The following is a 25516-nucleotide window of genomic DNA, read 5'->3' as shown; positions in this document are numbered from 1 at the left end:
ACTATAAGCAAACGGCTCCCGCGAAGGGAGCCGCCCGCGAAATCCTATTTCCGAAGACCCAGCTTCTGGATCAGCGCATTGTACCGCTCGACATCCTTCCTTTTGAGGTAGGCGAGCAGGCTGCGGCGCTTGTTGACCATCGTCAGAAGGCCTCGGCGCGAATGGTTGTCCTTGTGGTGGTCCTTGAAGTGTTCGGTCAGGTTGCGGATACGTTCGGTAAGGATCGCGACCTGCACCTCGGGGCTGCCCGTGTCATTGGTGTCGCGGGCATTGTCCTTGATGATTTCCGTCTTCTTTTCGGCAGTAACCGACATTCATTCACTCCGCGGTATCGGGGATGTTGAAGCCCCGGACGACTTTCGCCGTCCCCGCCGCCACTTCCATCAGCGCGACCGGCACGCCGCCGGATTTCGCGAGGAGAAGCCCGTCGGGATGGGGCATTCCGGAAAGAACCCGGCCCTGGCGGACCGCCTGCGCGCTTTCCGGATCGAGATCGTGGGCCGGGATACCGTCCAGCCCCGCCTCCAGCGGCAGGAGAAGGTCTTCAAGCCGCGCGCCCTTACCGATTTCGTTGAGCATGTCCAGCGAAATCGCCTGTTCGAGCGCGAACGGGCCGGCCTTGACGCGCCTCAGATAGGTAACGTGGCCGACGGTTCCAAGAGCCCGCGCAATATCGCGCGCGAGCGAGCGGATGTAGGTGCCCTTGGAAACATGGGCGAGCAAGGTGACGTCCTCCAACTCCTCCCCCTTTGGGGGAGGTGGCGGCCCGTCAGGGCCGTCGGAGGGGGAATGGCGCGCTATGCCCCCTCCACCGCCTTCGGCGGCCCCCATCTGGAGATCGCGAATCGTCACCCGCCGCACTTTCATCTCCACCGCCTCGCCCGCCCGGGCCCGGTCGTAGGCGCGCCTGCCGTCGATCTTCACCGCCGAATAAGCCGGCGGCGTCTGTTCGATCTCGCCGGTGAACTGCGGCAACACCGCCGCAATCTCGTCGCGGGCCGGGCGGTGGCCGGATCGCGCGATCGCTTCGCCCTCCACATCGAGCGTGTCGGTCTCCTCCCCGAAGGCGATCGTGAATTCATAGACTTTGCTGGCATCGAGCATCCGCCCGGCAAGCTTGGTCGCCTCGCCCAGCGCGATCGGCAGCACGCCTTCGGCCAGCGGATCGAGCGTGCCGCCGTGGCCGACCTTGGTCTTGGGATAGCCCCCCTCGCGCAGGTTGCGCTTGACCGCGCCGACCGCCTGGGTCGAGCCGAGCCCGCGGGGCTTGTCGAGGATGAGCCAGCCGTGCGGAATGTCAGCCCCCTGCAACCCAGAGCGCGAGCGCCAGATATTTCTCGCGCAGCCATTCGACCGGGGGGAGGACGACGTTCTCGATCACTCCGCTGCCGGGGAAGGCCCAGGTGATCGCGATCAGCGCGATCAACAGGAACATGCCGACCTGCTGCAGCCGCGCGTACTGCGCCGCCATCGACCGCGGCAGCAGCCCCTCCACGATATGCGAGCCGTCGAAAGGCGGGATCGGCAGGAGATTGAACAGCGCGAGGAAGATGTTGATCACGATGAAATAGTTGAGGCCGGTCAGCAGCCATTCCATCGCCCCGGCGGGCGGCGCCACCAGCGAAGCGGCCACCAGCCCCAGCACGACCGCCCCGATCGCCGCCAGCACCAGGTTCGTCCCCGGCCCGGCGGCGGCGACCGCCATCATCCCGTAGCGGGGATTGTCGAGCCGGTTCTTGCGCACCGGCACGGGCTTGGCCCAGCCGAACACCGGCCCGCCGAACAATGCCAGCGCACCGGGAACGATCAGCGTGCCGACCGGATCGACGTGGCGGATCGGATTGAGCGACAGCCGCCGCTGCTCCTTCGCCGTCGGATCGCCGAGCGCGAGCGCGGTCCATCCATGCGCGACTTCGTGGAAGACGATCGCGATCACCAGGCAGGGAATCAGGATCGCGGCAAGGATGAGGGTTTCCGTCATGGCGGGTAGATAGGGTGCGCGGGACCTGCGGCCAAGCGCCGTTCCGGTTCCGGCGCCCGAAAGGCCGTCAATCCGCCAGAGCCTGCGAGAAATGCCGCCGGCACAGCGCGACATAGCGCTCGTTGCCGCCGATCTCCGTCTGGGCGCCGTGCTTCACCGCCGCGCCGGCGGCGTCCACGCGCAGGTTCATCGTCGCCTTGCGGCCGCAGTGACAGACCGCCTTCAGCTCGACCAGCGCATCGGCGATACCCAGCAGCACGGCCGATCCGGGAAACAGCTCGCCCTGAAAATCGGTCCGCAGGCCATAGCAGAGTACCGGGATATTCGCCTCGTCCGCCAGCCGCGCGCATTGCCAGACCTGTTCGCGGGTCAGGAACTGCGCCTCGTCGACCAGCACGCAGCCGAGCGGCTCCGCCTTGTGCGCGGCCGTCACGCGCTGCCACAGGTCGGTCTCGGCGTCGTAGCGCTGCGCCTCGGCGCCCAGGCCGATGCGGCTTTCGATCGCCCGATGCTCCCCCCGATCGTCGAGCGCGGCGGTCCACAGCATCGTGTGCATCCCCCGCTCGCGATAATTGAAGTCCGCCTGCAGCAGGGTGGTCGATTTCCCCGCGTTCATGCTGGCGTAGTAGAAATAGAGCTTGGCCATATCCGGTCGCTAAACTCGGCGTCCCGGCCTGCCAATCGCACCGGCGCGATTGCTCACAGTTCCAGCAGCCAGCTCTCGCTCAGTTCGGGCTTGCCGAAATCGTCGTGCGTGTGCCGATCCACGATGCGGTAGCCTTCGGCCGCGTAGATGCGCCGCGCGCTTTCCAGCACCGCGTGAGTCCACAGCACGATCCGGCGATATCCGGCCTCGCGCGCGAAATCGCTGCACTGGCGGACAAGGGCGCGCCCGATACCGGTGCCGCGCGCCTCTTCCTCGACATAGAGCAACCGCAGGCGGGCGGTCTCGACATTCTCTTCCACAAGGAAGACCGACCCCAGCATCCGCCCGTCGCGCTCGGCGATCCAGCACTGTTCGCGCCCCGGCTTGAAATCGCGCAGGAATGCAGCGGTGATCTCGCCGATCAGCGCCTCCATGCCCCGCCCCCAGCCGTAGTGCCGGTGATAGAAGTCCGCCTGGCGCGCGGTGATCAGCCCCATGTCGCCCATACGGAAGGGCCGCAGATGCCAGTCCGCCGGCTCGGCGCCGAACAGCAGCGCCCCCGCCTCTGCCAGCAGCACGCCGAGACGCCGGGCGCGGTCTTCGCCCAGCGGCTCGACAAGGCGCGCGGTTTGCGCGGCGGTTTCGCTGTCGAGCGCGGCAAAGGCCGCCGTTCCCGCGCAGGTCAAGGCCAGGGGCCGCTCGCGTGCATCCTTCCCCCGTCCGCGCGCGACATGCCCCCGCTCGATCAGGCGCCGGATCAGACGGCTGAGATAGCCGGGATCGAGCCGCAAAGAGGCCGCGATGTCGCGCGCCAGCACGGGCTGGCGCTGCGCAATCTCGTACAGCACGCGCGCCTCGACCAGCGACATCTCGCTGCCCATGTAGCGCGGCTCGAGCAGACCCATGAGCTGCGAGAACCCGCGATTGAAGGCTCGCAACCGGGTTACGGCCTGATCGATTTCCGACGTTTGCACCGAAGACATGGCGCGATCCTGCCATATTAGTTGCCAATGTCAACTAGTAGCGTTGTGCAGAACCGGTTAATCGGGGCGACATCGCCGCGCGGCGATGCTAGCCGTCGCCGAAAGGACCAAGGAAGAGGATCGACGAGTGGCAGACGCAGCAGCCCCGACGCAGAAGGGTATTCTCGGCTGGATCGAACGGAGCGGCAACAAGCTGCCCGATCCGGTGTTTCTGTTCTTCTGGCTGATCGCCGGTCTGGTCGCGATCTCCGTGATCGCCAGCCTGCTCGGCTGGTCGGTGCTTCACCCGACCGAAGTGGACGAGGCGACCGGTGAGGCGCGGGTGATCGCGGCGACCAGCCTGCTCTCGCCCGAGAACATCCGGCGGCTGTGGGTCGAAATGCCCGCGACTTTCACCCATTTCCACCCGCTGGGCTATGTCCTGGTGGTGATGCTGGGCGCCGGCGTGGCCGAACGGGCCGGACTGTTCGGCACCGCGATGCGCGCGGGCGTGCGCAATGCGCCGACGTTCCTGCTCACCCCGATCGTCGCGCTGGTCGGCATGATCGGCAATCTCGCCGCCGATGCCGCCTATGTCGTGCTGATCCCGCTGGCCGGGATCATTTTCCACGCCGCCGGGCGCCATCCCGTGGCCGGCATAGCCGCCGCCTTCGCCGGCGTGTCGGGCGGTTTTTCGGCCAACCTCCTGCCCGGCCAGCTCGATGCGCTGCTGTTCGGCATTACCGAGGCTTCGGTCGAAACCGTATTCGGCGATTTCACCGCCAATATCGCCGGCAACTGGTATTTCATCGCGGCGATGACAGGGATTTTCCTGCCGGTGATCTGGTTCGTGACCGACCGGATGATCGAACCCCGGCTCGGCCCCTGGAACGCGGCGATGGCCGGACAGGGCGTGTCGCCCGAACAGCGCGGCGAAGCCGCCCCCGCCACGGGGGAGGACGGCGACCGCGAGCTGACCGGGCCGGAACGCAGGGGCCTGCGCATGGCGGGCCTGGCGGTCTTGTTCGTGATCGGCCTGTGGCTGTTCTTCACCCTCGGCCCCGGCACCCCACTGATCGACGAAACGGCAACGCCCGAAGCGCGGCTGACCCCGTTCTATCAGAGCCTGGTGGCCGGCTTCTTCCTCCTCTTCCTGCTGGCGGGCTGGGCTTACGGCAAGGCCGCCGGAACGATCGACGACCATCGCGGTCTGGTGAAGATGATGGCCGGCGCGATGGAGGATCTCGCCTATTACCTCGTGCTCGCCTTCGCGGCGGCGCACTTCGTGGCGATGTTCGCCTGGTCGAACCTCGGCCTGATCCTCGCGGTCAACGGGGCCGATTTCCTCGGCAATTCGGGCCTGCCGTCGTGGGCGCTGCTGGGCGCGATCGTGCTCGTGGCGGCGGTGCTCAACATCTTCGTCGGCTCGGCCAGCGCGAAGTGGGCCCTGCTCGCCCCGGTGCTGGTGCCGATGCTGATGCTGCTGGGCATTTCGCCCGAAATGGCCACCGCCGCCTATCGCGTGGGCGACGGGGCGACCAACATCATCACCCCGCTGATGGTCTATTTCCCGCTGATCCTGATCTTCTGCCAGCGCTGGCAGAAGGATTTCGGCCTCGGCAGCCTGGCCGCGACGATGCTGCCCTATTCGCTCGGGCTGCTGCTCGCCGGTCTGGCAATGACGATCGGCTGGGTCGCGCTCGACCTGCCGCTCGGGCCGGGGGCCGGCGTCTTCATCGAAGCGCCGACCACGATCCAGCCGACCGGCCCGGCGCTGGCGGAGTAGCGTCGTTTTCATTGAAACGGCACCGGCCGGTGCCGCTTTAGCCTTGCTGAAAACGACCTCTAGCGGCCGGCCCGGTCAGTTCTCGTCGAGGTCGCGCGCGACTTTCGGGTCGTTCAGCAGGCGCTCGATCCGCTCGGCCTCGTCGAAGCTCTCGTCGGGCTGGAACTGCAGCCTGGGCGCGAACTTGAGGCCGAGGCGCTTGGCCACTTCGCGCTGGAAGAAGGCCGTGTGGGTCCGCAAGGCCTTGAGCACGGCATCCTCGTCCTCGCCCAGCAGAGGCTTCACGTAAGCCTTCGCATTGCGCAAGTCGGGCGTCATGCGCACTTCGGTGACGCTGACCGAATGGGCGGTCAGCACTTCGTCGTGCGCTTCCCCGCGCGCGAGCAGCTCCGACAGGATATGCCGCACCCGCTCGCCCACCTTGAGGACGCGCACCGACTGCTGTTCGGGGGTGGTTGGTTGTCCGGCCATATCAATCGTCCATCTTGTTAAACCATCGGGCACGGCACGCTCTACTCCCAACCGTCTATCCAGCGGTGGAGCACCTTTTCCGCGCGATCGGCCAGCGTCGGGCCGAACCGCGCCGCGTCGGCCCGGATCGTGCGCGGATCGCCGCCGCTCGCCAGCAGCTCGGCGCTGTGCCCCACCAGCCACGCCTCGATTTCCGCGGCATCGGCTTCGAGATGGCATTGCAGCCCGAGAATCCGGGAGCCGACGGAAAAGGCCTGGTGCGGGCAATGCTCGGTGGCGGCGAGCAGCGTCGCGCCGTCGGGCACCTCGAACCGATCGCCGTGCCAGTGAAGCACCGGCCATCCCTCCAGACATTGCAAGGGCGACGCCGCGCCGGCATCGGTCAGCGTGAGCGGGCCGAAGCCGATTTCCTTCTCCGCCATCGGCGCGACGCCCGCTCCCAGCGCACGGGCCAGGAGCTGCGCGCCGAGGCAGATGCCCAGCAGCGGCCGCCGCGAAGCGAGGCGCCGTTCGATCAGCGCCACTTCTCCCGCGAGGAACGGATAGTGCTCGTCGTCGAAAGCGCCGATCGGCGCACCGAGCACGACCAGGAGATCGGGCGCGGCGGCATCGATCGATCCCAGGTCGGCCCGGGCGGGATCGCAGTAGGCGATCTCGAACCCGCGGCGCTCCAGCGCGCCGTGCCACACGCCGAGATGTTCGAAATCCAGATGGCGTACGGCAAGAACGGACGGCATGCGTTACCCCCTCGTCAATCGCACCCGAAGGGCCGCGGCGCCGGCCCGGCGCCCGCCCCCCGCGGCATCACAACGTCCGCTCGCGCTCCTCGACTTCGAAGACTTCGAGCTGGTCGCCCGGCTTGATGTCGTTCGTGTCGGCCAGCACCACGCCGCATTCGAGGCCGGCGCGGACTTCGTCCACGTCGTCCTTGAAGCGCCGGAGCGAGGCGATGGTGGTCGCGCTGACGATGACATCCTCGCGCGTGAGGCGCGCATGCAGTCCCTTGCGGATCACGCCTTCCTCGACCAGCAGGCCGGCGGCCTTGTCGCGCTTGCCCGAACGGAACACTTCCTTGACCGCGGCGCGGCCGACCACGGTTTCGATCCGCTCCGGCCCCAGTTCGCCCGCCATCTCCTTCGCGATCTCCTCGGTCAGGTGATAGATGACGTCGTAGTACATCATCCGCACGTTATCGCGCTTCACCAGCTCGCGCGCCTTGGGATTGGGGCGAACGTTGAAGCCGAGGATCGGCGCGTTCGAGGCGGCGGCAAGCTGCACGTCGCTCTCGGTGATCGCGCCCACGCCGGCGTGGAGCACGCGGACCTTGATCTCGTCGTTCGAGAGGTTGTGCAGCGCCGAATTGATCGCCTCGACACTGCCCTGCACGTCGGCCTTCACCACCACCGGATATTCGATGACGTTCGACTGGAGGTTGTTGAACATCGTATCGAAATTGGTGGGGGCGAGCGCGGTGCGCTTCTCGGTCGCCTTCTCCCGACGATACTGGCTGACCTCGCGGGCGCGCTGTTCGTTCTCGACCACGGTGAGCTGGTCGCCCGCCATCGGCACGCCGCCGAGGCCGAGGACCTCGACCGGCATCGACGGGCCGGCTTCCTTGATCTGCTTGCCCTGGTCGTTGACGATCGCGCGGACTTTCCCGCTTTCGGTGCCGACGACGAACGTGTCGCCGCGCCGCAGCGTGCCGCGGGTGACGAGAACCGTCGCGACCGGGCCGCGGCCCTTGTCGAGCTGCGCCTCGATCACCGTCGCATCGGCAGGGCGATCGGGATTGGCCTTGAGTTCCAGCAGCTCGGCCTGAAGCGCGATCTTCTCGAGCAGTTCGTCGAGCCCGGTGCCCTTGAGCGCCGAGATCTCGACATCCTGCACGTCACCCGACAGGGCCTCGACGATCACCTCGTGCTCGAGCAGACGCTCGCGCACGCGCTGCGGATTGGCCTCGTCCTTGTCGATCTTGTTGATCGCCACGATCATCGGCACGCCGGCGGCCTTGGTATGATTGATCGCCTCCACCGTCTGCGGCATGATCCCGTCGTCCGCGGCGACCACCAGCACGACGATATCGGTCACGTTCGCCCCGCGCGCGCGCATTTCGGTGAACGCGGCGTGGCCCGGCGTGTCGAGGAAGGTGATCGCGTCGCCCCCCTTGGTCTTCACCTGGTAGCTGCCGATATGCTGCGTGATGCCGCCGGCTTCGCCGCGCACGACGTTGGTGCCGCGCAGCGCGTCGAGCAGGCTGGTCTTGCCGTGATCGACATGGCCCATGATCGTGACCACGGGCGGGCGCGGCTTCAGCGATTCTTCCGGGTCCTTCTCCGCACTAGTGTCGATATCGACGTCGCTTTCGGACACGCGCTTGATATTGTGGCCGAATTCTTCGACCAGCAGCTCCGCCGTATCCTGGTCGATCGTCTGGTTGACGGTCACCATCATGCCCATGTTGAACAGCGCCTTCACCAGGTCGGCGCCCTTTTCCGCCATGCGGTTGGCGAGTTCCTGCACGGTGATCGCCTCGGGCACGACGACATCGCGCGACTGCTTCTCGCGCGGTTTCGACGGCCCGCCCTGAAGGCGGCGTTCCTTTTCGCGCGCGCGCTTGAGCGCGGCGAGCGAGCGCGCGCGGCGCCCCTCGTCCTCGTTCAGCGCCTTGGTTACCGTAAGGCGGCCCGAACGGCGCTTGTCCGGCCGTTCGACGGCGGGGCGCTTGTCGTCCTTCTTCTTCTTTTCCGGCTTCTTGGGCTCGGGCCGGGCGACGGGGGTGAAGCGGCGCGGCGCGGGCGCCGCAGCGCCCCTGGCCGCCGGGCTCTTGGCCTGCGCGGCGGCAATATCCTCGCCCTGCGCGGCATCCGCAGTGCCGTCGGCGCCACCGGCCTCGGCAGTGGCGGCCTCGGCAGTGTCGGCGGTCTCGGCCTGCTTCTCGGCCGCTTCCTTCGCCGCCTGTTCGGCCGCCTTGCGCTTTTCCTCGGCGCGCTGCTTCTCTTCCTCGGCTGCCTTGCGCGCAGCCTCCTCGTCGCGGCGACGGGCCTCTTCCGCCAGGCGCAACCGTTCTTCCTCGGCCTCGCGCTGGAGGCGCGCCACCCGCTCTTGCGGGGTTTCGTCCGCGGGCGCCTTCTTCGGCGCAGCCTTCTTCGCCGCCGGGGCAGCCGGCGGTGGCGGGGGCGGCGGCGGAGGGGGCGGCGGGGGCGGCGGCGCGGCTTCGCCCGGCTTGACGAGCTTGCGGCGGCGCTTGACCTCGACCGCGACCTTGTTGGTCCGCCCGTGGCTGAAGGTCTGCTTGACCTCGCCCGCGTCGACCGACCGTTTCAGGCCGAGCGGCTTGCGGGGGCGTTCGTTGTCACTGTCGCTCATAAAACTCGTCTATCCTTCAATCTCGATATGCTCGTCCCCGGCCGCGACCGGGAAACCCGGCGCCCCGGGCTGTCCCGGCGCACCGTCATGTTCGTCGGGTGTCAGCCCCCTGAAATGCAGCAGGCGCGCGAGGATCGAACCGACCCGCTCGGCCGCGGCAGCGTCGGCCAGCGCCAGGTGGACAACATTGTCGCGGCCCAATGCCACAGACAGCGCCGCCCGGTCCAGTGGCAAGCGAATCCCCCGCTCCCCGGTGCCTTCGGCCTCGCGCCCGACGCGCCAGGCCTGATCGAGCTTCCTCGATCCGTCTTCGCTGGCGTCGCCGGCATGGAGCAGCAGCGCAACGCGCCCGGCGCGCGCATGTTCGGCGATCCGGTCCGACCCCAAGATAAGCCTTCCTCCGCGCATTTCGAGTCCGAGCCGGTCGAGCAGGACCCGGACGAGGGCGCGATCCACCTTCTGCGGCAGGTCGTCCGGCACTGTCAGCGGCGCCCCCTTGAACGCCCGCGCCAGCGCGCCGCGCAGGCGCCCGCGGGCGATCGCCTCTTCCAGTTCGCGGCGCGAAACGCCGATCCAGGCGCCCCGGCCCGGCGCTTTCGCCAGCGGATCGGGCAGGACCTGGCCGTCCGGCGAGATTGCAAGCCGCACCAGCGCATGGCGCGCGCCGTGCTCCCCGGAAAGGATGCAGCGCCGTTCCGGCGCGGACGTGTCCGCGCGGCCGGCCTCGGCGATGTCGGGCGTCAGGCGCTCATTGTTCGGAGTCCGCATCGGCGGCCTCCTCGGTGGCGGTGTCCCCCGCGGGCGCGGCCGGTTCTTCGTCCTCGAACCAGTGCGCGCGCGCGGCCATGATGATCTCGTTGCCCTGCTCTTCGCTCAGGCCGTATTCGCCCAGCACGCCGCCCTTGTCCTGCTCGCGCGCCGAGGGGCGCCGCATCGGCGGACCGTCGGCGTTCTGGCGGCGGCGCGGGGCCTCGCGCTTCCTGGCGATCAGCTCGTCGGTCGCCAGATCGGCCAGATCGTCGAGCGTCTTGATCCCCGCCTTGCCCAGCGTGACCAGCATCGCTTCGGTCAGGTGCGGGATTTCGGCCAGGGCGTCTTCGACACCCAGTTCGCGGCGTTCGGTCCGCGAGGCTTCCTCGTGCCGTTCGATCGCCTCGAGCGCGCGGCTCTGGAGTTCCTCGGCCAGTTCCTCGTCGAAACCTTCGATCGCGGCCAGCTCGGCGAGTTCGACGTAGGCGACTTCGTCCAGCTCGGCGAAGCCTTCGGCGACGAGCAGCTGCGACAGCGTTTCGTCGACGTCGAGTTCTTCCTCGAACATCTTGGAGCGTTCGGCGAATTCCTTCTGCCGCTTCTCGCTCGCCTCTTCCTCGGTCATGATGTCGATCTGGTGACCGGTAAGCTGGCTGGCGAGGCGCACGTTCTGGCCGCGGCGACCGATCGCGAGGCTGAGCTGGTCGTCGGGCACGACGACTTCGATCCGCCCTTCGTCCTCGTCCAGAACGACGCGGCTGACGGTCGCGGGCTGCAGGCCGTTGACGACGAACGTCGCCGTGTCCTCGGACCAGGGGATGATATCGATCTTCTCGCCCTGCAGTTCCTGCACCACCGCCTGCACGCGGCTGCCCTTCATGCCGACGCAGGCGCCGACCGGGTCGATGCTGGAATCGTGGCTGATCACGCCGATCTTGGCACGGCTGCCCGGGTCGCGGGCGGCGGCCTTGATCTCGATGATGCCGTCGTAGATTTCGGGCACTTCCTGCGCGAACAGCTTCTTCATGAAGTCGGGGTGCGCGCGGCTGAGGAAGATCTGCGGCCCGCGGTTGTTGCGCTCCACCTTGGTGATCAGCGCGCGCACGCGCTCGCCGACCCGGGCGGCTTCGCGCGGGATCTGCTGGTCGCGACGGATGACGCCTTCGGCGCGGCCGAGGTTGACGATCACATGGCCGAATTCGACCGACTTGATCACCCCGGTGATGATCTCGCCCGCCCGATCCTTGAATTCCTCGTACTGGCGCTCGCGCTCGGCATCGCGGACCTTCTGGAAGATCACCTGCTTGGCGCTCTGCGCGTCGATCCGGCCGAGATCGACCGGCGGCAGCGGATCGACGATGAAATCGCCGAGCTTGGCGTCGCTATCGAGCTTCTTCGCCGCTTCGAGATCGACCTGCTTGAAGTAGTCTTCGACCTCCTCGACCACTTCGACCACGCGCCACAGGCGCAAGTCGCCGGTCTGCGGGTCGAGCTTGGCCCGGATGTCGTTCTCCGCGCCATAACGATTGCGCGCGCTTTTCTGGATCGCTTCTTCCATCGCCTCGATGACGATCGCCTTGTCGATCATCTTTTCCGAAGCGACCGCATTCGCGATCGCGAGCAGCTCGGCCTTGTTGGCGGAAATTGCACTGGCCATCAGTCGTCAGCCTTCTCTTCTTCGACAATATCTTCGGCGCCGCTGGCGTCGATCGGTCTGGTGGCGGCGATGAGTTCGTCGGTGAGGACGAGCTTCGCCGAATGGATTGCGTCCAGCGGCACCGCGATGCGGCCCGCCTTGCGGTCGTCGATCAGCGCCTTGCCGTCCGCGAACCCGGCGATCGCCCCGCGCAAGTTGCGGTGCCCGTCGATCTTCTCGGCAAGCGCGATCCGGGCCTCGTGCCCGGCCCAATTCTCGAAATCCTTCGGCCGGGTGAGCGGCCGGTCGATCCCGGGGGAGCTGACTTCGAGGTGATAGGCGCCTTCGACCAGAACCTCGCCCGCTTCCTCGAGCGCGTCGATCCTGTCCGAGATGCGGCGTGAGAGCGCGGCGCACTGGTCGAGCACGAGCTGCCCGGTCGCCGGATCTTCGGCCATGACCTGCAGCGCCTGCCCGCCGTCGCCGGCTTCGGAGGCGATCATCTTCACGCGCACGAGTTCGAAGCCGAGCGCACGGGCTTCGGGTTCGACAATCTCGGTCAGGCGCGCCAGATCGGCCATCGGGTCTCCAGGTTGCGCGACATGCGCGATACGGGGGTTTCGGCAAGAGCCTCGTGGCCGGCCCCTCGCGGCGCCAGCCCCTCCAGTGTCGCGACAATGTCGGGATTGATGGCCAGATAGACTTCGCGGCCGGGATTGGCAAGCGTCAATCGCCTTCCTGCATCAACCCGTGCTTCTTGATGCAATGGCGCAGCTGGTCGTAACTGAGGCCGAGCGCGCGCGCCGTCTGGCGCTGGTTCCAGCGATTCTTGCCCAGCGCATGTTCGACGATACGGCGCTCGTAAGTGTCGACTGCGGCGCGCAGATCGTCGATCGAATCGAAGTCCTGCCCGGCCCCGGCCCCCGCCGCGGCCCGAGGCGGGGGTGCGCGCCCTTCCCGCCCGGCCCGCCTGGTGGCGGGTTCGAACGGCTTCCACGGGCTGTCGAACGGGTCGAACTGGACATGGCCGATCGGCTCTTCCCAGCTTTCCCAGCGATAGACCGCGCGTTCGACGACATTGCGCAGCTCGCGCACGTTGCCCGGCCAGGGATAGTCCTCCAGCTGGCGCGCGACGTGGTCGGCAAAGCCCGGCCAGCCTTCCCAGTGCAGCTCGGCCGCCATGCGCCGCCCGAAATATTCGGCGAGCACTTCGACATCGCCCTCGCGCACGCGCAGCGGCGGCAGGGTGATGACCTCGAAGCTCAGCCGGTCGAGCAGGTCGGCGCGGAACTCGCCCCGCTCGGCCAGCGCGGGCAGGTCCTCGTTGGTCGCGGCGACGATCCGCACGTCGACCCGGATCGGGCGGCTCGATCCGATCCGCGTGACTTCGCCGTATTCGACCGCGCGCAGCAGCCGTTCCTGCGCCGCCATCGACAGCGTGCCCAGTTCGTCGAGAAACAGCGTGCCTTTGTCGGCTTCCTCGAACCGTCCGGCCCGCGCCTTGGTAGCGCCGGTGAAGGCCCCCGCCTCGTGGCCGAACAGCTCCGCCTCGATCAGCGTTTCGGGCAGCGCGGCGCAGTTCATCGTCACGAGCGGCTCGTCCCACCGGGTCGAGAGACGATGGAGACGTTCCGCGATGAGTTCCTTGCCCGTGCCGCGTTCGCCGATCACCAGCACCGGGCGGCGCATCGGGGCCGCGCGACTGGCGCGCTCGACCGCGTCGAGAAAGGCCCCCGACTGGCCGATGAACTGGTTTTCCCGATCCATGCCCCAACCTATAGTGATATCTGCCGATTATTGGCAACAGAAACCAATCCTGGATCGGATGAAATCCAGCAGGCACCTGTTATTCCACCATATTTCGAAACTGGCACACCCCTTGCTCAATGGTGAACGAAACCGAGTTAGGGAGGACCCACACGATGTACGACCGCCGCTTTTTCCAGAGCAAGCTGGGGCAGGCCTCTATCGCCAGCATCGCCGCGATGGCCCTGTTCGTGGCGCTCAGCGGCCAGATGCAGGCGAACCCGGCGATGGCCGCGACGATCGGCTGCGAACAGGTGGAGCTGGCGTGAGCAAGCCCACCGATCTCGACAAGGGCAGATCCACCCCCCTTGGGCCGGAGCGCGACACCCCCCAGTCCCCGCGCGCTTCGGCCCATGACCGCCCCTCGCGCCTGGACGAGGAGGTCGAACGCCTGCGCACCAGCCCCACCCCGACGCAGGGCCCGACGCAGGGAAGACCGACCCGGGGAAGGCCAACCCAGGGCCGCTCGCACGCCCGCGCCGGAGGGGGCTGGTCGAGCGATTTCAATTTCAACGGAGCACCTTTGATGGGCATTTTCAGCCGTACGCGCGATATCATCGCCGCCAACTTCAACGACATGCTCGACAAGGCCGACGACCCGGCCAAGATGATCCGCATGATCATCCTCGAGATGGAGGAAACGCTGGTCGAAGTCCGCGCGAGCGCCGCGCGCACGATCGCCGATCAGAAGGAGATGCATCGCCATACGGTAAAACTCGAGCGGCTCCAGGCCGACTGGGCCGAGAAAGCCCAGCTCGCGCTCAGCAAGGATCGCGAGGATCTCGCCCGCGCCGCGCTGGTCGAGAAGAAGAAGGCGGCCGACATGGCCGACCAGCTCAAGCAGGAAATCGCCGTGCTCGACGACGCGCTGCGCGCTTATGAGCAGGATATCGCCAAGCTGCAGCACCGCTTGCGCGAGGCGCGCAGCCGCCAGACCGCGATCGCCGCGCGCCTGGAAAGCGCGGAGAACCGCGTCAAGCTGCGCACACTGATGAGCACCGAGCGCACCGACGAGGCGCTCGCCCGGTTCGACCAGCTCGAACGCCGGGTCGACTACGCCGAAGGCCGCGCCGACGCGCTTTCGCTGTCCGACGGCAGCGGCCAGCTCTCGCTCTCGGAAGAGATCGCCGCGCTCGAAGGGTCGGACAAGGTCGACGAGGAGCTGGAAGCGATGAAGCGCGCGCTCGGCCTGAAAGACTCGAGCGGCGACGACACGAGCAAGGAGGGCTGATCGGTGGAAGAAGTGCTTGCAATCGTTGCGATCTTCATCGCTCTGCCGTGGATCATCCTCCACTACATCACCAAGTGGAAGACCTCCGCCACGATCACCACCGACGACGAGGCGCTGCTGGAGGAACTCTACAGCCTCGCCAAACGGCTCGACGAACGGATGGACACGGTCGAGCGCCTGGTCGCCAGCGACAACCCCGATTTCAAACCCGCCCGCCTGGTCCACGACCGCGAGATCGACAACGAGAAACTGCGCGAGCTGGACCGCCTGCTCGCCGAGAAGAAGGGAGCCAGCCAGTGAACAGCCCGCGCACCACGCTTTACCGCGACAAGCAGAACGCCAAGCTGATGGGGGTCTGCTCGGGCATTGCGGACTATACCGGGGTCAATGCCCTGTGGGTCCGGCTCGGCTTCATCGGCCTGACGTTCGTTGCCGGCGGCATGACGATCCCGTTCTACTTCATCGCCGGCATCCTGCTGAACAAGAAGCCGGCGCACCTCTATGTCGACCGGGAAGAGCAGCAATACTGGCAGCGCGTGCGGCAGAGCCCGAAGCGCACCGCGCGCGAGATCCGCGCCCGGATGCGCGACATCGACCGCCGCCTGGCCGAAGTGGAAACCTACTACGTCTCGTCCAACCCGCGCCTCACCGCCGAAATCGAACGGCTGCGCTGAACCGAACGGAGAAGGGGAGCAGAGCAATGGACGCAGGAACGCTGGGAGTGATGATCCCGATCATCGCGCTGATGATCCCGATCGTCGCCATCTGGGCCAAGCATCAGCAGAAAATGGCGGAGATGAATGTCAAATCCACCGCCGAAATGACCGCCGAAAAGGCCGCGCAATATGCCAGCCATATCAAGGATCTGGAAGATCGCGTTCGCGTGCTCGAACGGATCGTGACCGACCGCGGCTACGACGTATCGGCCCAGATCGAGGCCCTGCGTGATCAGCACCGGGTCGAGGAGCAAGGCGCCGGCGTCCCCCTCGATGGCGCGCGCAAGGAGAACGTGTGATGGAATTCCTGACCGAAACCGCCGTGATCGGCGGGGTGATCGCGCTGTCGCTGGGCTGGGTCGCCAATACATGGATCCGGGTCAAGAACGGCTACCCGCTCGAAAACAGCTGGGGCAAGGCGGTCTATCCGAAGAACGACCAGGCGGCCGAACGGGTCAAGTTGCTGACCCGGGAAAATGCCGAGCTGCGCGCCGAGCTGGGCTCCATCAAGGACCGGCTGGCCAATGTCGAGCGGATCGTCACCGACAGCGGCTATCACCTGACACACGAGATCGGGCGGCTGCGCGACGAGCGGGAGGCGAACTGATGGACGGGGACCTGATCGTCATCTTCGTCTTCGTGATCGCGCTCACCGCGCTGGTGCTCGGCGTCGGCAACGAGATGTACCAGCGCCACTTGCGGCACAAGGAGAGGCAGATGGACCTGATGGCGGACAAGACCGCGGAAAAGGCCGCGCAATACGCCGCGCAGGTGGAAAAGCTCGAACAGCGCATGCGCGTGCTCGAACGGATCGCGACCGATCGCGGGGCCGACCTGGCGATGGAGATCGAGGATCTGCGGTCGGTCGAGAGCCGGGAGAAGCTGCAATGAGTTTCTGGACCGCCATCGTCGTGATCGTCGCGATCTGGGGCATTGTCCAGATCGTCAACGCCCGGCGCGAGGAACGGCGGCGGCGCCACGGGCAAGGCCAGGCCGACCCAGCAAGGCCCGCCGAACCCGCGAGTCCCCCCGATGCCGAGACCCGGCGCGAGATCGAGGAGCTGCGCGAACGGATCAAGGTGCTGGAAAAGATCACCGTCGACGGCCGCGAAGCCCGGGCGATCGCCGACGAAATCGAACGGTTGCGGGAAAAGTAACGGCGGCCGCTTCCCGCCGAATGCGAGTGGAAAGGAGCAATGCCCATGAGCGAACAGATTATCATCGCTGCCGCAGCGCTCGTCGCGATCGGCATCGTCGCCCTCGCCGCCCTGCACGCCTGGCAGGGCTGGCTCGCGCTCAAGACACACGAGCTGGACCGTTCCGGCCCGCGCCCGACACGCGAGATCGAAGGCGGCGCGCAAATGGGCGCGGCGCGGATCGAGATCGCCGATCTGAAAGAACGCATCCGCAAGCTGGAAGCCATCGCCAGCGGCGTGGACCCCTAGGCCGTGAAGGCCGCCATGCCTCCTCTTGCGCCGACAATGCCTGGCGGCACGATGGGTGCTGAACCGCGTTCAGCATAACAGGGGATTAAGGACAATCAGGGTTTTTTTCAGCAAGGCTGTCTCGGCACCGGCCTGCAAACATCCGAATCCCGATACGGCGAATCCCGATACGGCCCGGGTCTTCCGTTTCCGCGTTGCGGCGCCTACCTGCCGCCTCATGCGAACCCTCGACGACATCCGCGAAGAGTACGAATTTCTCGAAGGCGACGAGCGCTATCGTCTGCTGATCGAGCTGGGGCGCGAGCTGGAACCGATGCCCGATGCGCTCAAGACCGATGCCACGCTGGTGCGCGGCTGCTCCGCCGCGGTCTGGGTCTATCCCACCGTGGAAGGCGGCCGGCTGCATTTCCTGGCCGACAGCAATGCCGCGATCACCAAGGGGATCGTCGCGCTGGTGATCGCCGCGGTTCAGGACAAGCCCGCGCGCGAAGTGGCGGAAATGGACGTGGCGGCAGCGCTCGCCCCGTTCGACCTCAGGAACCAGCTCAGTTCGAACCGCACGCAGGGGGTGCCCAACATGATCGCGCTGGTGCGCGATCACGCCGCGCGGATTGCCGCCGGCTGAAACCGGGCGGAACCGCAAGCGTTCGAAAACGCTGTGAAGGAAACGGCCCCGCGCCGCCTGCCTGCTCCGCCACCCGCGGGGCGGCGGCGGCGAGCGCCAAGCCAGCCAGGAGCGTTTTTCATGCCCATTGTCATCCTGATCGCGACCGTCCTTCTGCCCCCGCTCGGGGTGGCCCTGAAGCATGGGCTGAATCGCGATTTCCTGATAAACCTGATCCTCACGATCATCCTGTTCGTACCCGGGCTGATCCACGCGATATACGTCAACTACATGCGCTAGAGTCGTTTTCATTGATACGGCACCGGCCCGCACCCCCACCCGGCCACCCAACGGCAGGGTATCCTATGGGTGGCCGGGTGGGGGTGCGGGCCGGTGCCGCTTCAGCCTTGCTGAAAACGACTCCAGGCGCCGGCAAGCGACGCCGAGAAACGAAACGAGAAACGAAAGAGGGGGCCACGGTGCGCCGGATCTATCTCGCCGGGGGGATCGTCGCGGTGGCGCTGGGCGCGCTGGGCGCTTTCCTGCCGTTGATGCCGACCGTCCCGTTCCTGCTGCTCGCGGTCTATTGCTTCGCGCGCAGCAACCCGGAATGGGAACGGCGGATCCTCGACCATCCGCACTGGGGGCCGCAGATCCGCGACTGGCGCGAACGCCGCGCGATCAGCCGGCGCGCCAAGACGATGGCGATCGGGGCGATGACCGTCGGCGCGGTCTTCACCTGGTACACGCTGGGCCACCCCTGGTACTGGATTTCGATCGCGATCCTGCTTGTCTGCGGCACCTGGATCGCGACGCGCAACGAGTGACACGCGGCCCTGCGGGCGCGGGTTGCCGCGTCGCCGGCCCCTCCCCCGCCGCGCCGTTTCCGCAATCGGCAAACCGGGCCGTTATTCCATTTTCCTACACGGCGGAAATTTGCCAGACCGATGGGATGGATGCTGCCCGCCCCCTGTTGGATTCGCTGCCGCCGGCCCGGCCTTGCGCCGCGCGGGCCGCGCGGACTGCGCGGGCCGCGGCAAAGGTCACACCGGGGGTGGCGGGCAAATCGAAAGGTCACAGCCGGTGTCGTAAAGCACCGGGCAAAGAGCTGATTTCGCAAGGGAATCTGAGGGTTGACACATGCACAACCGAGCCATCGAGTGTCAACCGCGCGGGCTGCCGCCGGGCGCCGGTCTCAGGCTTTCGTGCTGCCGCGAACGGCCGCGATCCCCGCCGCGCGCTGGGCCTTCAGCTCGGCTTTCAGCTTCGCCGGGTCGCGTGCGAAGACGAAGCCGAAGCTGACCCCGCCTTCCCTGCCGACGGTCGCGTGGTGGAGCCTGTGCGCCTGGACCAGCCGCCGGGCATAGCCGCTGCGCGGAACCCACCGGAAATAGCGCTGGTGGACCAGCCCGTCGTGGACCAGCGTGTAGATCGCGCCGTAACCCAGGATGCCCAGCCCGATCCAGGTCGCCGGCGGCCAGGCCCCCTCGCCCATGATCCACGGGCTGCCGAGCGCGAACATCGCAACGCTCGCCGCCGCGCCGACCAGCGCGAACAGGTCGTTCTTCTCCAGCAGGTTGTCGTGCGCCTCGTGGTGGTCGCGGTGCCAGGCCCAGCCGAAGCCGTGCATCACGTACTTGTGGCTGGCCCAGGCCACGCCTTCCATCGCGACGATGGTGGCAAGGACGATCAGGACGGGCACGATCACGCTCATGGCGCGATCCCTTATACGCTATTGCTCGCGCGGGAAGAAGAACCGCGCGACCTCTTCGCCGATCCGCGCGGGGCGCAGCGTCTCGGCGTCGATGCAGCACCAGCTCGATTTGACTTCGGCCAGCACTTCCTCCCCCCGGTGGATGACCGTGGAATAGAACGCACGCGCGCCCTTGATGCTTTCCAGCACAGTGCGCGCGATCACGTCGTCTTCCAGGAAGGCAGGCTTGCGATAGGTGATCTCGTGCTTGAGCGCGACCCAGGCCTTGCCCGAAACCTCCTCCGCCGGGGCCAGCTTGCGCCAGTGCGCGAGCACGGCATCCTGCACCCAGTTGAGGTAGCGGGCGTTGTTCACGTGGCCCATGAAATCGATATCTTCGGGCACGACCTTGATCGGAAAGGCAAAGGGTTTTGCTGACATGCCTGTAAGCTATCAGAAAACGGCCGCGATTGCACTGCCAATCTCGCCCCGCCCGGCCCACTGCCGGCAAGCCTTGAGCGCGCCCAAGTTTTCCCATCTTGCCGCTCCCGGAGCGGAGGCATAGCCCGGACGCCATGGCAAGCCGCCCCCGCACATTGTACGAGAAGATCTGGGACGCTCACGTCGTCGAAACCCGCGACGACGGCACCGGCCTCATCTTCATCGACCGGCACCTGGTGCACGAAGTGACCAGTCCGCAGGCTTTCGAATCGCTGCGCGCCGGCGGGCGCACGGTTCGCCGGCCCGACCTGACGCTGGCCGTGCCCGACCACAACGTGCCGACGACGGCGCGGGTGGACGCGGCGGGCAATCGCCTGCCGATCGCCGATCCGCAAAGCGCCGCCCAGCTCGCCGCGCTGGAACGCAACGCGCCCGATTTCGGCATTCGCCATATCGAGGCGACCGCGCCCGAGCAGGGCATCGTCCACGTCGTCGGGCCGGAACAGGGGTTCTCGCTGCCGGGGGCGACGATCGTCTGCGGCGACAGCCACACCGCCGCCCACGGCGGGATCGGCGCGCTCGCTTTCGGCATCGGGACCAGCGAGGTGGAGCATGTGCTGGCCACGCAGACCCTCCTGCTGCGCAAGTCGAAGACGATGGAATTGCGGGTCGAGGGCACGCTCGGCCCCGGGGTCACGCCGAAAGATCTGATCCTGCACGCGATCGGCGCCATCGGCACCGCGGGCGGCACCGGCCACGTCATCGAATACCGCGGCCGCGTGTTCGAGGAGATGAGCGTCGAGGGGCGCCTCACCGTCTGCAACATGAGCATCGAGGGCGGCGCGCGCGCCGGACTGATCGCGCCGGACGATGTCACCTTTGCCTACCTGAAAGGCCGGCCCTACGCGCCGCGCGGGGAGGACTGGGACCGCGCCGTCGCCTGGTGGCGCACGCTGCGCACCGACGAGGGGGCGACGTTCGACAAGTCGGTCGTCATCGATGCGGCAGAGATCGAACCGACGGTCACCTGGGGGACCAGTCCTGAAGACGTCGTCCCCATCGGCGGCCGCGTGCCAGCGCCCGAAAGCTTTGCCGATCCGTCCAAGCAGGAGGCCGCGCGCAAGAGCCTGGCCTACATGGACCTCCGGCCCGGGCAGCGGCTGGCCGACGTCGCGATCGAGAACGTCTTCATCGGCAGTTGCACCAACAGCCGGATCGAAGACCTGCGCGCCGCCGCCGATGTCCTGCGCGGCCGCCGCAAGGCGCCCGGCGTGAAATGGGCGATCGTCGTGCCCGGATCGGGCCTGGTCAAGCGCCAGGCGGAGGCCGAGGGGCTGGACAAGGTCTTCACCGAGGCGGGCCTCGAATGGCGCGAGCCCGGCTGCTCGGCATGTCTCGCGATGAACCCCGACAAAGTGCCCGCCGGCGAACGCTGCGCCAGCACCAGCAACCGCAACTTCGTCGGCCGCCAGGGCCCCGGTGCGCGCACCCACCTGATGAGCCCCGCCATGGCCGCCGCCGCCGCCGTGACCGGGCACCTGACCGACGTGCGCGAGCTGACGGGTTGAGCGGCCGCAAGTCCGCCTTTGCCCCCGTCGCCGCGCCCGATGCGCGGGTGCTGGTCCTGGGCAGCTTGCCGGGAGAAGCATCGCTGGCGGCCAGGCGCTATTACGCCCATCCGCGGAACCGGTTCTGGCACCTGGTGGGGAAGGCGATCGGGGTCGATCTCCCCGCGCTGGACTACGAAGCCCGGCTTGCCGCGCTCAAGGCGCGCGGCATCGCGCTGTGGGATACGGTCGCCTCGGCGCGGCGGACCGGCAGCGGCGACGCCGCGATCCGCGCGGCGGAACCTGCACCGCTTGCGCAGCTTGTCGCCGCGCTTCCCGCCTTGCGCGCGGTGGCGTTCAACGGCCGGAAAGCGGCGGCGGTCGGGCGTCCGCAACTCGCCGGCCACGCGGCGGTGACGCTGCTCGACCTGCCCTCGTCCTCCCCCGCCTACGCCGCCATGCCGCTGGCGGAGAAAGAGCGTCTTTGGGCGCGCCTAGCGGATTTCCTCAGGTGACCCCTTGCCAAGATTCCGGCAGCCGCGCATGGATTGGGGCATGACCAAGAAGCTCCCCTCCTCGCTCGGCGGAAAGGCCGCGCTCGCCGGCGCGATCGGCTCCGCCGCCATCGCCGCCGCACTGCTTTACGCTTCGAAGCGCAAGGCGAAGAACACGCCGACCCAGCCCGGGCCGATTCCCTCCGGCGAAAAGCCCGAGACGGATTGATGGAGCCGGTTTCGACCATCGAGGGTCGCGCGATCCCGCTCGGCGCCAAGAATGTCGACACCGACGTCATCATCCCGGCCCACTGGCTGAAGACGGTCACCCGCGAAGGCCTGGGCAAGGGCGCGTTCGAAACGCTGCGCGCGCAGCCGGGCAATCCGTTCGACGACCCGGACTTTTCCGGCGCGCCGATCCTGATCGCGGGCGACAATTTCGGCTGCGGGTCGAGCCGCGAACACGCCGCCTGGGCGCTGCTCGACCTCGGCATTCGCGCGGTGATCGCACCCAGCTTTTCCGACATCTTCGCCGGCAATGCGTTCAAGAACGGCATCCTCGCGGTGGAACTGCCGCAGGATCAGGTCGATCGCCTGCTCGAAGTCGCGCGCACCGATCCGATCGCGCTCGATCTCGAGAATCAGACCGTGACCACGCCGTTCCAGGACCGCTTCGGGTTCGAGATCGACGCCTTTCGCAAGCACTGCCTGCTGGAGGGGCTGGACGAAATCGGCCTGACGCTGGCGCGCGACGACGCCATCGCGGATTACGAGAAACGCCAGGCACGCGAGATGCCCTGGCTCGCAGAACCAAGGGAGAATGCCGCATGAAAGCCCTTCGCACCCATGCCGTCGGAGGCCCGGAAACGCTGACGCTGGACGAGATCGACGAGCCCACCCCCGGCCCGGGCGAAGTCCTGGTCGAGGTGAAAGCCTGCGCGATCAACTTTCCCGACACGCTGATGATCCGCGACCTCTACCAGTTCAAGCCGGAGCGGCCCTACGCCCCTGGCGGGGAGATCGCCGGCACGATCGCAGCGCTGGGCGAAGGGGTCGAAGGATGGCAGATCGGCGAGCGGGTGCTGGCCGGGATCGGCAACGGTGGCCTGGCGGAGAAGGTTTGCGTGCAGGCCGCGCGCATGTTCAAGGTTCCCGATGGCGTGCCGTTCGAAAAGGCCGCGTCGCTGATGATGACCTACGGCACCACGATCCACGGGCTGAAGGATCGCGGCCACATCAAGGAAGGCGACGTGCTGCTGATCCTCGGCGCTGCCGGCGGTGTCGGGCTTTCGGCGGTCGAGCTGGGCAAGGCCTTCGGCGCCCGGGTGATCGCCGCCGTCTCGAGCGAGGAGAAAGGCGAAGTCGCACGCAAGGCCGGGGCGGACGATGTGGTGATCTACCCCAAGGGGGAAATGGACAAGGCGGCGAGCAAGGAACTGGCCGGCAAGTTCAAGGCCGCCTGCGGCCCCGAAGGCGCGAACATCGTGTACGACATCGTCGGCGGGCAATATTCCGAACCGGCCCTGCGCGCCATTGCCTGGGAGGGGCGCTTTCTGGTGGTCGGGTTCCCGGCGGGCATTGCGAAAATGCCGCTCAACCTGACCCTGCTCAAGTCGTGCGACATCTGCGGCGTGTTCTGGGGCGCGTTCACCGCCCGCGAGCCGGAGCGGTTCCGCGCCCAGGCGAACGAGCTGTTCGATCTTCTCCAGGCAGGCAAGATCGATCCGCTGATCTCCGAAACTTTCCCGCTCGAACGCGGCGGCGAAGCGATCGCCAGGCTGGAAAGCCGGCAAGCTGTGGGCAAACTCGTCGTCACGATGGACTGACGCGGCGATTGCACGCTTGCCCCGCGCCGGGCGTGTCTCTATCCCGTCGTCAGGATTCACCCCCTCACGAGAGGACTGCATGACCGACTTCAAGGATCGCGAGCGCGCGGAAGAAGCCAAGTTCGCGATGGACGGCGAAACCGCGTTCCGCGTGGCGGCGCGGCGCAACCGTCTGCTGGGCGAATGGGCCGCGGGCCTGATGGGCCTCACCGCCGAGGAAGCCGACGCTTACAAGAAAGCCGTCGTTCAGGCCGATTTCGAGGAAGCGGGCGATGAGGACGTGATCCGCAAGCTGCTCGGCGATCTCACCGCCGCCGAATGCGATGTCAGCGAAGCCGACATCCGGGCCAAGCTGGACGAAAAAGCGGTCGAGGCCCGCCGCCAGTTGATGAGCGAGAGCTGATTTCGCCATGCCGATGTCGGGACCCGAGATCGAAGGGATGATCAGGGCCGCCCTGCCGGGCGCCGAAGTGGTCATGACCGACCTCGCGGGCGACGGGGACCACTGGGCCGCGCGGGTGATCGCGCCGCAGTTCGCCGGCAAGACCCGGGTTCAGCAGCACAAGATGGTGTACGATGCCCTCGGCGGAAAGATGGGCGGCGTGCTCCACGCCTTGCAACTGACGACCGAAGTGCCCACCTGACGTTCACGACACGATACCTGAACGGAAAATTTCCATGGCCGATATCAACGAACGCATCACCGACATCGTCGGCAAGAAAGACGTGGTGCTCTTCATGAAAGGCACGCCGTTGTTCCCCCAGTGCGGGTTCTCCAGCCGCGCGGTCGCTATCCTCGACCATTGCGGCGTCGCCTTCGAAGGCGTCGACGTCCTCCAGGACATGGAGATCCGACAGGGCATCAAGGCCTATTCGGACTGGCCCACGATCCCCCAGCTTTACGTGAAGGGCGAGTTCGTCGGCGGCAGCGACATCATGATGGAAATGTTCGAAGCGGGCGAGCTTCAGCAGCTCCTCGACGAAAAGCAGGTCGCCAAGGCCTGAGAAGAATCGCCACCGTGCCGGCGTGAAAACGGCCCGCCCCGGTTTCCCGGCGCGGGCCGTTTCGTTGGGGTCGGTGAGGCGGCGCCCGGAGACTGGGGGTGGCGCCGCCTCGTATCGAAGACCACTTGGGTACGTCCGGCGATGCATCTCCCGTGCCAGTTCGGCGGACGCTCGCACAATCGGCCGATACGATGGTGAAGGCGCATTAACCCTGCGCGCCGATGTCAAAAATTCCGACGGCAATTCGCGCTTGGCATAAGTGCGGGCGCACTGCACATTGCCGGGAATGAACGATACGCCAACCGGCATCGCCGCCGCCACCGTCGTGGTGTTCCGCAAGGGACCCGACGGATCGCCGCCCGAACTGCTGATGGTCACCCGCTCCCGCTCGATGAGCTTCGCCGGCGGCGCGGCGGTCTTCCCGGGCGGCCGCGTCGATCAGGCGGATCGCGACCTGGCAGGCGATCTGCCCGATATCGATGACGTCGACGAGGCGGCCCACCGCATCGCCGCGATCCGCGAAACGCTGGAGGAAACCGGCCTTGCCATCGGCTTGCGGGGGACAATCGACGCCGCGCGAGCCCGCGAAGCGCGCGCGCTGTTGCTCGAGACCGGTACGCTTCGCCGGGTTCTGGACGTCACCGGCTGGACGCTGGACTTGTCGGCCATCGTCCCCTTTGCCCGCTGGTATCCCAAGAACGAGCGCCTGCCGCGAGTTTTCGACACCCGTTTCTATCTCGCCGATCTCGGCACGGGTGCAGTCGATGTGACGGTCGACGAAACCGAGAACACGCGGCTGTTCTGGATCACGGCCCGCGATGCCCTGGCGGCCGCGGACCGGGGGGATCTGACGGTGATCTTCCCGACCCGGCGCAACCTGGAGCGGATCGCGCAATTTCCCGACTTCGCGGCCGCTCTCCGCGACTGCGCCGCATTTCCCCAGCGCACGATCACCCCCTTTGTCGAACAGCGCGGCGGGACGCGGTGGATCTGCATTCCCGAAGATCTCGGCTATCCGGTGACCGCCGAACCTCTCGACGGAGCGCAACGAAGCTAGCGTCGTTTTCAGCAAGGCTGAAACGGCACCGGCCCGGTGCCGTCTCGATGAAG

At 67.2% G+C, this 25516-nt stretch carries 37 protein-coding genes; 22 read left to right on the top strand and 15 right to left on the bottom strand.

The window, feature by feature from the left end; genetic code table 11:
- Positions 1 to 44: 44 nt before the first annotated feature.
- The 5 genes from rpsO to V5F89_RS08220 all read right to left on the bottom strand — a co-directional run bounded on the left by rpsO (position 45) and on the right by V5F89_RS08220 (position 3610).
- The gene (gene rpsO, locus V5F89_RS08240) at positions 45 to 314 is read right to left on the bottom strand and encodes a 30S ribosomal protein S15 (protein ID WP_338445175.1); all 270 of its coding nucleotides are present in this window, start codon (positions 312 to 314) and stop codon (positions 45 to 47) included.
- 4 nt (positions 315 to 318) lie between these two features.
- The gene (gene truB / locus V5F89_RS08235) at positions 319 to 1311 is read right to left on the bottom strand and encodes a tRNA pseudouridine(55) synthase TruB (RefSeq protein ID WP_338445174.1); all 993 of its coding nucleotides are present in this window, start codon (positions 1309 to 1311) and stop codon (positions 319 to 321) included.
- Positions 1298 to 1981: a site-2 protease family protein gene (locus V5F89_RS08230; RefSeq protein ID WP_338445173.1), complete on the bottom strand. Its 684-nt coding sequence runs from the start codon at positions 1979 to 1981 to the stop codon at positions 1298 to 1300. The genes truB and V5F89_RS08230 overlap by 14 nt, the downstream gene beginning before the upstream one ends.
- Positions 1982 to 2048: 67 nt before the next feature.
- Positions 2049 to 2627: a thymidine kinase gene (locus tag V5F89_RS08225; protein WP_338445172.1), complete on the bottom strand. Its 579-nt coding sequence runs from the start codon at positions 2625 to 2627 to the stop codon at positions 2049 to 2051.
- 53 nt (positions 2628 to 2680) lie between these two features.
- A complete protein-coding gene (locus tag V5F89_RS08220; RefSeq protein WP_338445171.1) occupies positions 2681 to 3610 on the bottom strand; it encodes a bifunctional helix-turn-helix transcriptional regulator/GNAT family N-acetyltransferase in 930 nt (309 codons plus the stop codon).
- A 127-nt stretch (positions 3611 to 3737) separates the two neighbouring features.
- On the opposite strand from V5F89_RS08220, the gene V5F89_RS08215 reads away from it, so the two are divergent.
- Positions 3738 to 5375, top strand: coding sequence for an AbgT family transporter (locus V5F89_RS08215; RefSeq protein WP_338445170.1), 1638 nt, complete (start codon positions 3738 to 3740; stop codon positions 5373 to 5375).
- Positions 5376 to 5450: 75 nt separating this feature from the next.
- Here V5F89_RS08215 and rbfA read toward each other — a convergent pair whose 3' ends face one another.
- The 8 genes from rbfA to pspF all read right to left on the bottom strand — a co-directional run bounded on the left by rbfA (position 5451) and on the right by pspF (position 13365).
- On the bottom strand, positions 5451 to 5846 hold the full coding sequence (rbfA, locus tag V5F89_RS08210) for a 30S ribosome-binding factor RbfA (protein WP_338445169.1): 396 nt from the start codon (positions 5844 to 5846) through the stop codon (positions 5451 to 5453).
- Between the two features lie 41 nt (positions 5847 to 5887).
- Positions 5888 to 6583 (bottom strand): glutamine amidotransferase, encoded by a 696-nt coding sequence (locus V5F89_RS08205; RefSeq protein ID WP_338445168.1) that lies wholly within the window; start codon positions 6581 to 6583, stop codon positions 5888 to 5890.
- Positions 6584 to 6650: 67 nt separating this feature from the next.
- Complete coding sequence (gene infB / locus V5F89_RS08200) at positions 6651 to 9212, bottom strand: translation initiation factor IF-2 (RefSeq protein WP_338445167.1); 2562 nt, start codon at positions 9210 to 9212, stop codon at positions 6651 to 6653.
- Positions 9213 to 9221: 9 nt separating this feature from the next.
- The gene (locus tag V5F89_RS08195) at positions 9222 to 9980 is read right to left on the bottom strand and encodes a DUF448 domain-containing protein (protein WP_338445166.1); all 759 of its coding nucleotides are present in this window, start codon (positions 9978 to 9980) and stop codon (positions 9222 to 9224) included.
- Positions 9961 to 11619, bottom strand: a complete 1659-nt coding sequence (gene nusA, locus V5F89_RS08190; RefSeq protein ID WP_338445165.1) for a transcription termination factor NusA — start codon at positions 11617 to 11619, stop codon at positions 9961 to 9963. The genes V5F89_RS08195 and nusA overlap by 20 nt, the downstream gene beginning before the upstream one ends.
- Entirely contained in the window at positions 11619 to 12179 is a 561-nt protein-coding gene (gene rimP, locus V5F89_RS08185) for a ribosome maturation protein RimP (protein WP_338445164.1), read from the bottom strand. Before rimP ends, nusA begins: the two co-directional genes overlap by 1 nt.
- Positions 12158 to 12328: a hypothetical protein gene (locus V5F89_RS08180; RefSeq protein WP_338445163.1), complete on the bottom strand. Its 171-nt coding sequence runs from the start codon at positions 12326 to 12328 to the stop codon at positions 12158 to 12160. Before V5F89_RS08180 ends, rimP begins: the two co-directional genes overlap by 22 nt.
- Positions 12325 to 13365, bottom strand: a complete 1041-nt coding sequence (pspF, locus tag V5F89_RS08175) for a phage shock protein operon transcriptional activator (protein WP_338445162.1) — start codon at positions 13363 to 13365, stop codon at positions 12325 to 12327. Before pspF ends, V5F89_RS08180 begins: the two co-directional genes overlap by 4 nt.
- A gap of 155 nt (positions 13366 to 13520) precedes the next feature.
- Between pspF and V5F89_RS08170 the strand changes: the two genes are divergently transcribed.
- From V5F89_RS08170 to V5F89_RS08115, 12 genes are all read left to right on the top strand, one after another.
- Entirely contained in the window at positions 13521 to 13673 is a 153-nt protein-coding gene (locus V5F89_RS08170; RefSeq protein WP_338445161.1) for a hypothetical protein, read from the top strand.
- Entirely contained in the window at positions 13670 to 14635 is a 966-nt protein-coding gene (gene pspA, locus V5F89_RS08165; RefSeq protein WP_425334342.1) for a phage shock protein PspA, read from the top strand. Before V5F89_RS08170 ends, pspA begins: the two co-directional genes overlap by 4 nt.
- A 3-nt stretch (positions 14636 to 14638) precedes the next feature.
- Positions 14639 to 14935: an envelope stress response membrane protein PspB gene (gene pspB / locus V5F89_RS08160; protein WP_338445160.1), complete on the top strand. Its 297-nt coding sequence runs from the start codon at positions 14639 to 14641 to the stop codon at positions 14933 to 14935.
- On the top strand, positions 14932 to 15309 hold the full coding sequence (gene pspC / locus V5F89_RS08155; protein ID WP_338445159.1) for an envelope stress response membrane protein PspC: 378 nt from the start codon (positions 14932 to 14934) through the stop codon (positions 15307 to 15309). Before pspB ends, pspC begins: the two co-directional genes overlap by 4 nt.
- 26 nt (positions 15310 to 15335) lie before the next feature.
- On the top strand, positions 15336 to 15650 hold the full coding sequence (locus V5F89_RS08150; protein ID WP_338445158.1) for a hypothetical protein: 315 nt from the start codon (positions 15336 to 15338) through the stop codon (positions 15648 to 15650).
- Positions 15650 to 15958: a hypothetical protein gene (locus V5F89_RS08145; protein ID WP_338445157.1), complete on the top strand. Its 309-nt coding sequence runs from the start codon at positions 15650 to 15652 to the stop codon at positions 15956 to 15958. Before V5F89_RS08150 ends, V5F89_RS08145 begins: the two co-directional genes overlap by 1 nt.
- Positions 15958 to 16242, top strand: a complete 285-nt coding sequence (locus V5F89_RS08140; RefSeq protein WP_425334341.1) for a hypothetical protein — start codon at positions 15958 to 15960, stop codon at positions 16240 to 16242. Before V5F89_RS08145 ends, V5F89_RS08140 begins: the two co-directional genes overlap by 1 nt.
- On the top strand, positions 16239 to 16508 hold the full coding sequence (locus tag V5F89_RS08135; RefSeq protein WP_338445156.1) for a hypothetical protein: 270 nt from the start codon (positions 16239 to 16241) through the stop codon (positions 16506 to 16508). The genes V5F89_RS08140 and V5F89_RS08135 overlap by 4 nt, the downstream gene beginning before the upstream one ends.
- 45 nt (positions 16509 to 16553) lie before the next feature.
- On the top strand, positions 16554 to 16796 hold the full coding sequence (locus V5F89_RS08130) for a hypothetical protein (RefSeq protein WP_338445155.1): 243 nt from the start codon (positions 16554 to 16556) through the stop codon (positions 16794 to 16796).
- Between the two features lie 217 nt (positions 16797 to 17013).
- Positions 17014 to 17421: a SufE family protein gene (locus V5F89_RS08125; protein ID WP_338445154.1), complete on the top strand. Its 408-nt coding sequence runs from the start codon at positions 17014 to 17016 to the stop codon at positions 17419 to 17421.
- 120 nt (positions 17422 to 17541) lie between these two features.
- Positions 17542 to 17700: a YqaE/Pmp3 family membrane protein gene (locus V5F89_RS08120; RefSeq protein WP_338445153.1), complete on the top strand. Its 159-nt coding sequence runs from the start codon at positions 17542 to 17544 to the stop codon at positions 17698 to 17700.
- A 179-nt stretch (positions 17701 to 17879) separates the two neighbouring features.
- Complete coding sequence (locus tag V5F89_RS08115) at positions 17880 to 18227, top strand: YbaN family protein (RefSeq protein WP_338445152.1); 348 nt, start codon at positions 17880 to 17882, stop codon at positions 18225 to 18227.
- A 368-nt stretch (positions 18228 to 18595) separates the two neighbouring features.
- Here V5F89_RS08115 and V5F89_RS08110 read toward each other — a convergent pair whose 3' ends face one another.
- Together V5F89_RS08110 and V5F89_RS08105 are read right to left on the bottom strand one after the other, a co-directional pair.
- Positions 18596 to 19114 (bottom strand): sterol desaturase family protein, encoded by a 519-nt coding sequence (locus V5F89_RS08110; protein WP_338445151.1) that lies wholly within the window; start codon positions 19112 to 19114, stop codon positions 18596 to 18598.
- An 18-nt stretch (positions 19115 to 19132) separates the two neighbouring features.
- Entirely contained in the window at positions 19133 to 19534 is a 402-nt protein-coding gene (locus V5F89_RS08105; RefSeq protein WP_338445150.1) for a thioesterase family protein, read from the bottom strand.
- A gap of 134 nt (positions 19535 to 19668) precedes the next feature.
- Here V5F89_RS08105 and leuC point away from each other — a divergent pair, with 134 nt between their 5' ends.
- The 9 genes from leuC to V5F89_RS08060 all read left to right on the top strand — a co-directional run bounded on the left by leuC (position 19669) and on the right by V5F89_RS08060 (position 25463).
- Positions 19669 to 21102 carry a 3-isopropylmalate dehydratase large subunit gene (gene leuC, locus V5F89_RS08100; protein WP_338445149.1) on the top strand — a complete coding sequence of 478 codons (1434 nt, stop codon included), beginning with the start codon at positions 19669 to 19671 and terminating at the stop codon, positions 21100 to 21102.
- Positions 21099 to 21596 carry a DNA-deoxyinosine glycosylase gene (locus tag V5F89_RS08095; protein WP_338445148.1) on the top strand — a complete coding sequence of 166 codons (498 nt, stop codon included), beginning with the start codon at positions 21099 to 21101 and terminating at the stop codon, positions 21594 to 21596. Before leuC ends, V5F89_RS08095 begins: the two co-directional genes overlap by 4 nt.
- 40 nt (positions 21597 to 21636) lie before the next feature.
- Complete coding sequence (locus V5F89_RS08090) at positions 21637 to 21804, top strand: hypothetical protein (protein WP_047807813.1); 168 nt, start codon at positions 21637 to 21639, stop codon at positions 21802 to 21804.
- Positions 21804 to 22406 carry a 3-isopropylmalate dehydratase small subunit gene (gene leuD, locus V5F89_RS08085; RefSeq protein WP_338445147.1) on the top strand — a complete coding sequence of 201 codons (603 nt, stop codon included), beginning with the start codon at positions 21804 to 21806 and terminating at the stop codon, positions 22404 to 22406. The genes V5F89_RS08090 and leuD overlap by 1 nt, the downstream gene beginning before the upstream one ends.
- Entirely contained in the window at positions 22403 to 23401 is a 999-nt protein-coding gene (locus V5F89_RS08080) for an NADPH:quinone oxidoreductase family protein (RefSeq protein ID WP_338445146.1), read from the top strand. The genes leuD and V5F89_RS08080 overlap by 4 nt, the downstream gene beginning before the upstream one ends.
- 79 nt (positions 23402 to 23480) lie before the next feature.
- Positions 23481 to 23804, top strand: coding sequence for a DUF1476 domain-containing protein (locus V5F89_RS08075; RefSeq protein WP_338445145.1), 324 nt, complete (start codon positions 23481 to 23483; stop codon positions 23802 to 23804).
- A gap of 7 nt (positions 23805 to 23811) precedes the next feature.
- The gene (locus V5F89_RS08070) at positions 23812 to 24045 is read left to right on the top strand and encodes a BolA family transcriptional regulator (RefSeq protein WP_338445144.1); all 234 of its coding nucleotides are present in this window, start codon (positions 23812 to 23814) and stop codon (positions 24043 to 24045) included.
- 34 nt (positions 24046 to 24079) lie between these two features.
- Positions 24080 to 24406 carry a Grx4 family monothiol glutaredoxin gene (grxD, locus tag V5F89_RS08065; protein WP_338445143.1) on the top strand — a complete coding sequence of 109 codons (327 nt, stop codon included), beginning with the start codon at positions 24080 to 24082 and terminating at the stop codon, positions 24404 to 24406.
- A gap of 286 nt (positions 24407 to 24692) precedes the next feature.
- Positions 24693 to 25463 (top strand): NUDIX hydrolase, encoded by a 771-nt coding sequence (locus V5F89_RS08060; RefSeq protein WP_338445142.1) that lies wholly within the window; start codon positions 24693 to 24695, stop codon positions 25461 to 25463.
- Positions 25464 to 25516: the final 53 nt, after the last annotated feature.

This window comes from Pelagerythrobacter marensis, from assembly GCF_036700095.1.
GTDB classification, from domain to species: domain Bacteria; phylum Pseudomonadota; class Alphaproteobacteria; order Sphingomonadales; family Sphingomonadaceae; genus Pelagerythrobacter; species Pelagerythrobacter marensis_A.
Note: the sequence above shows the minus strand (reverse complement) of the source record. Positions and strands in the feature narration are given on the sequence as shown.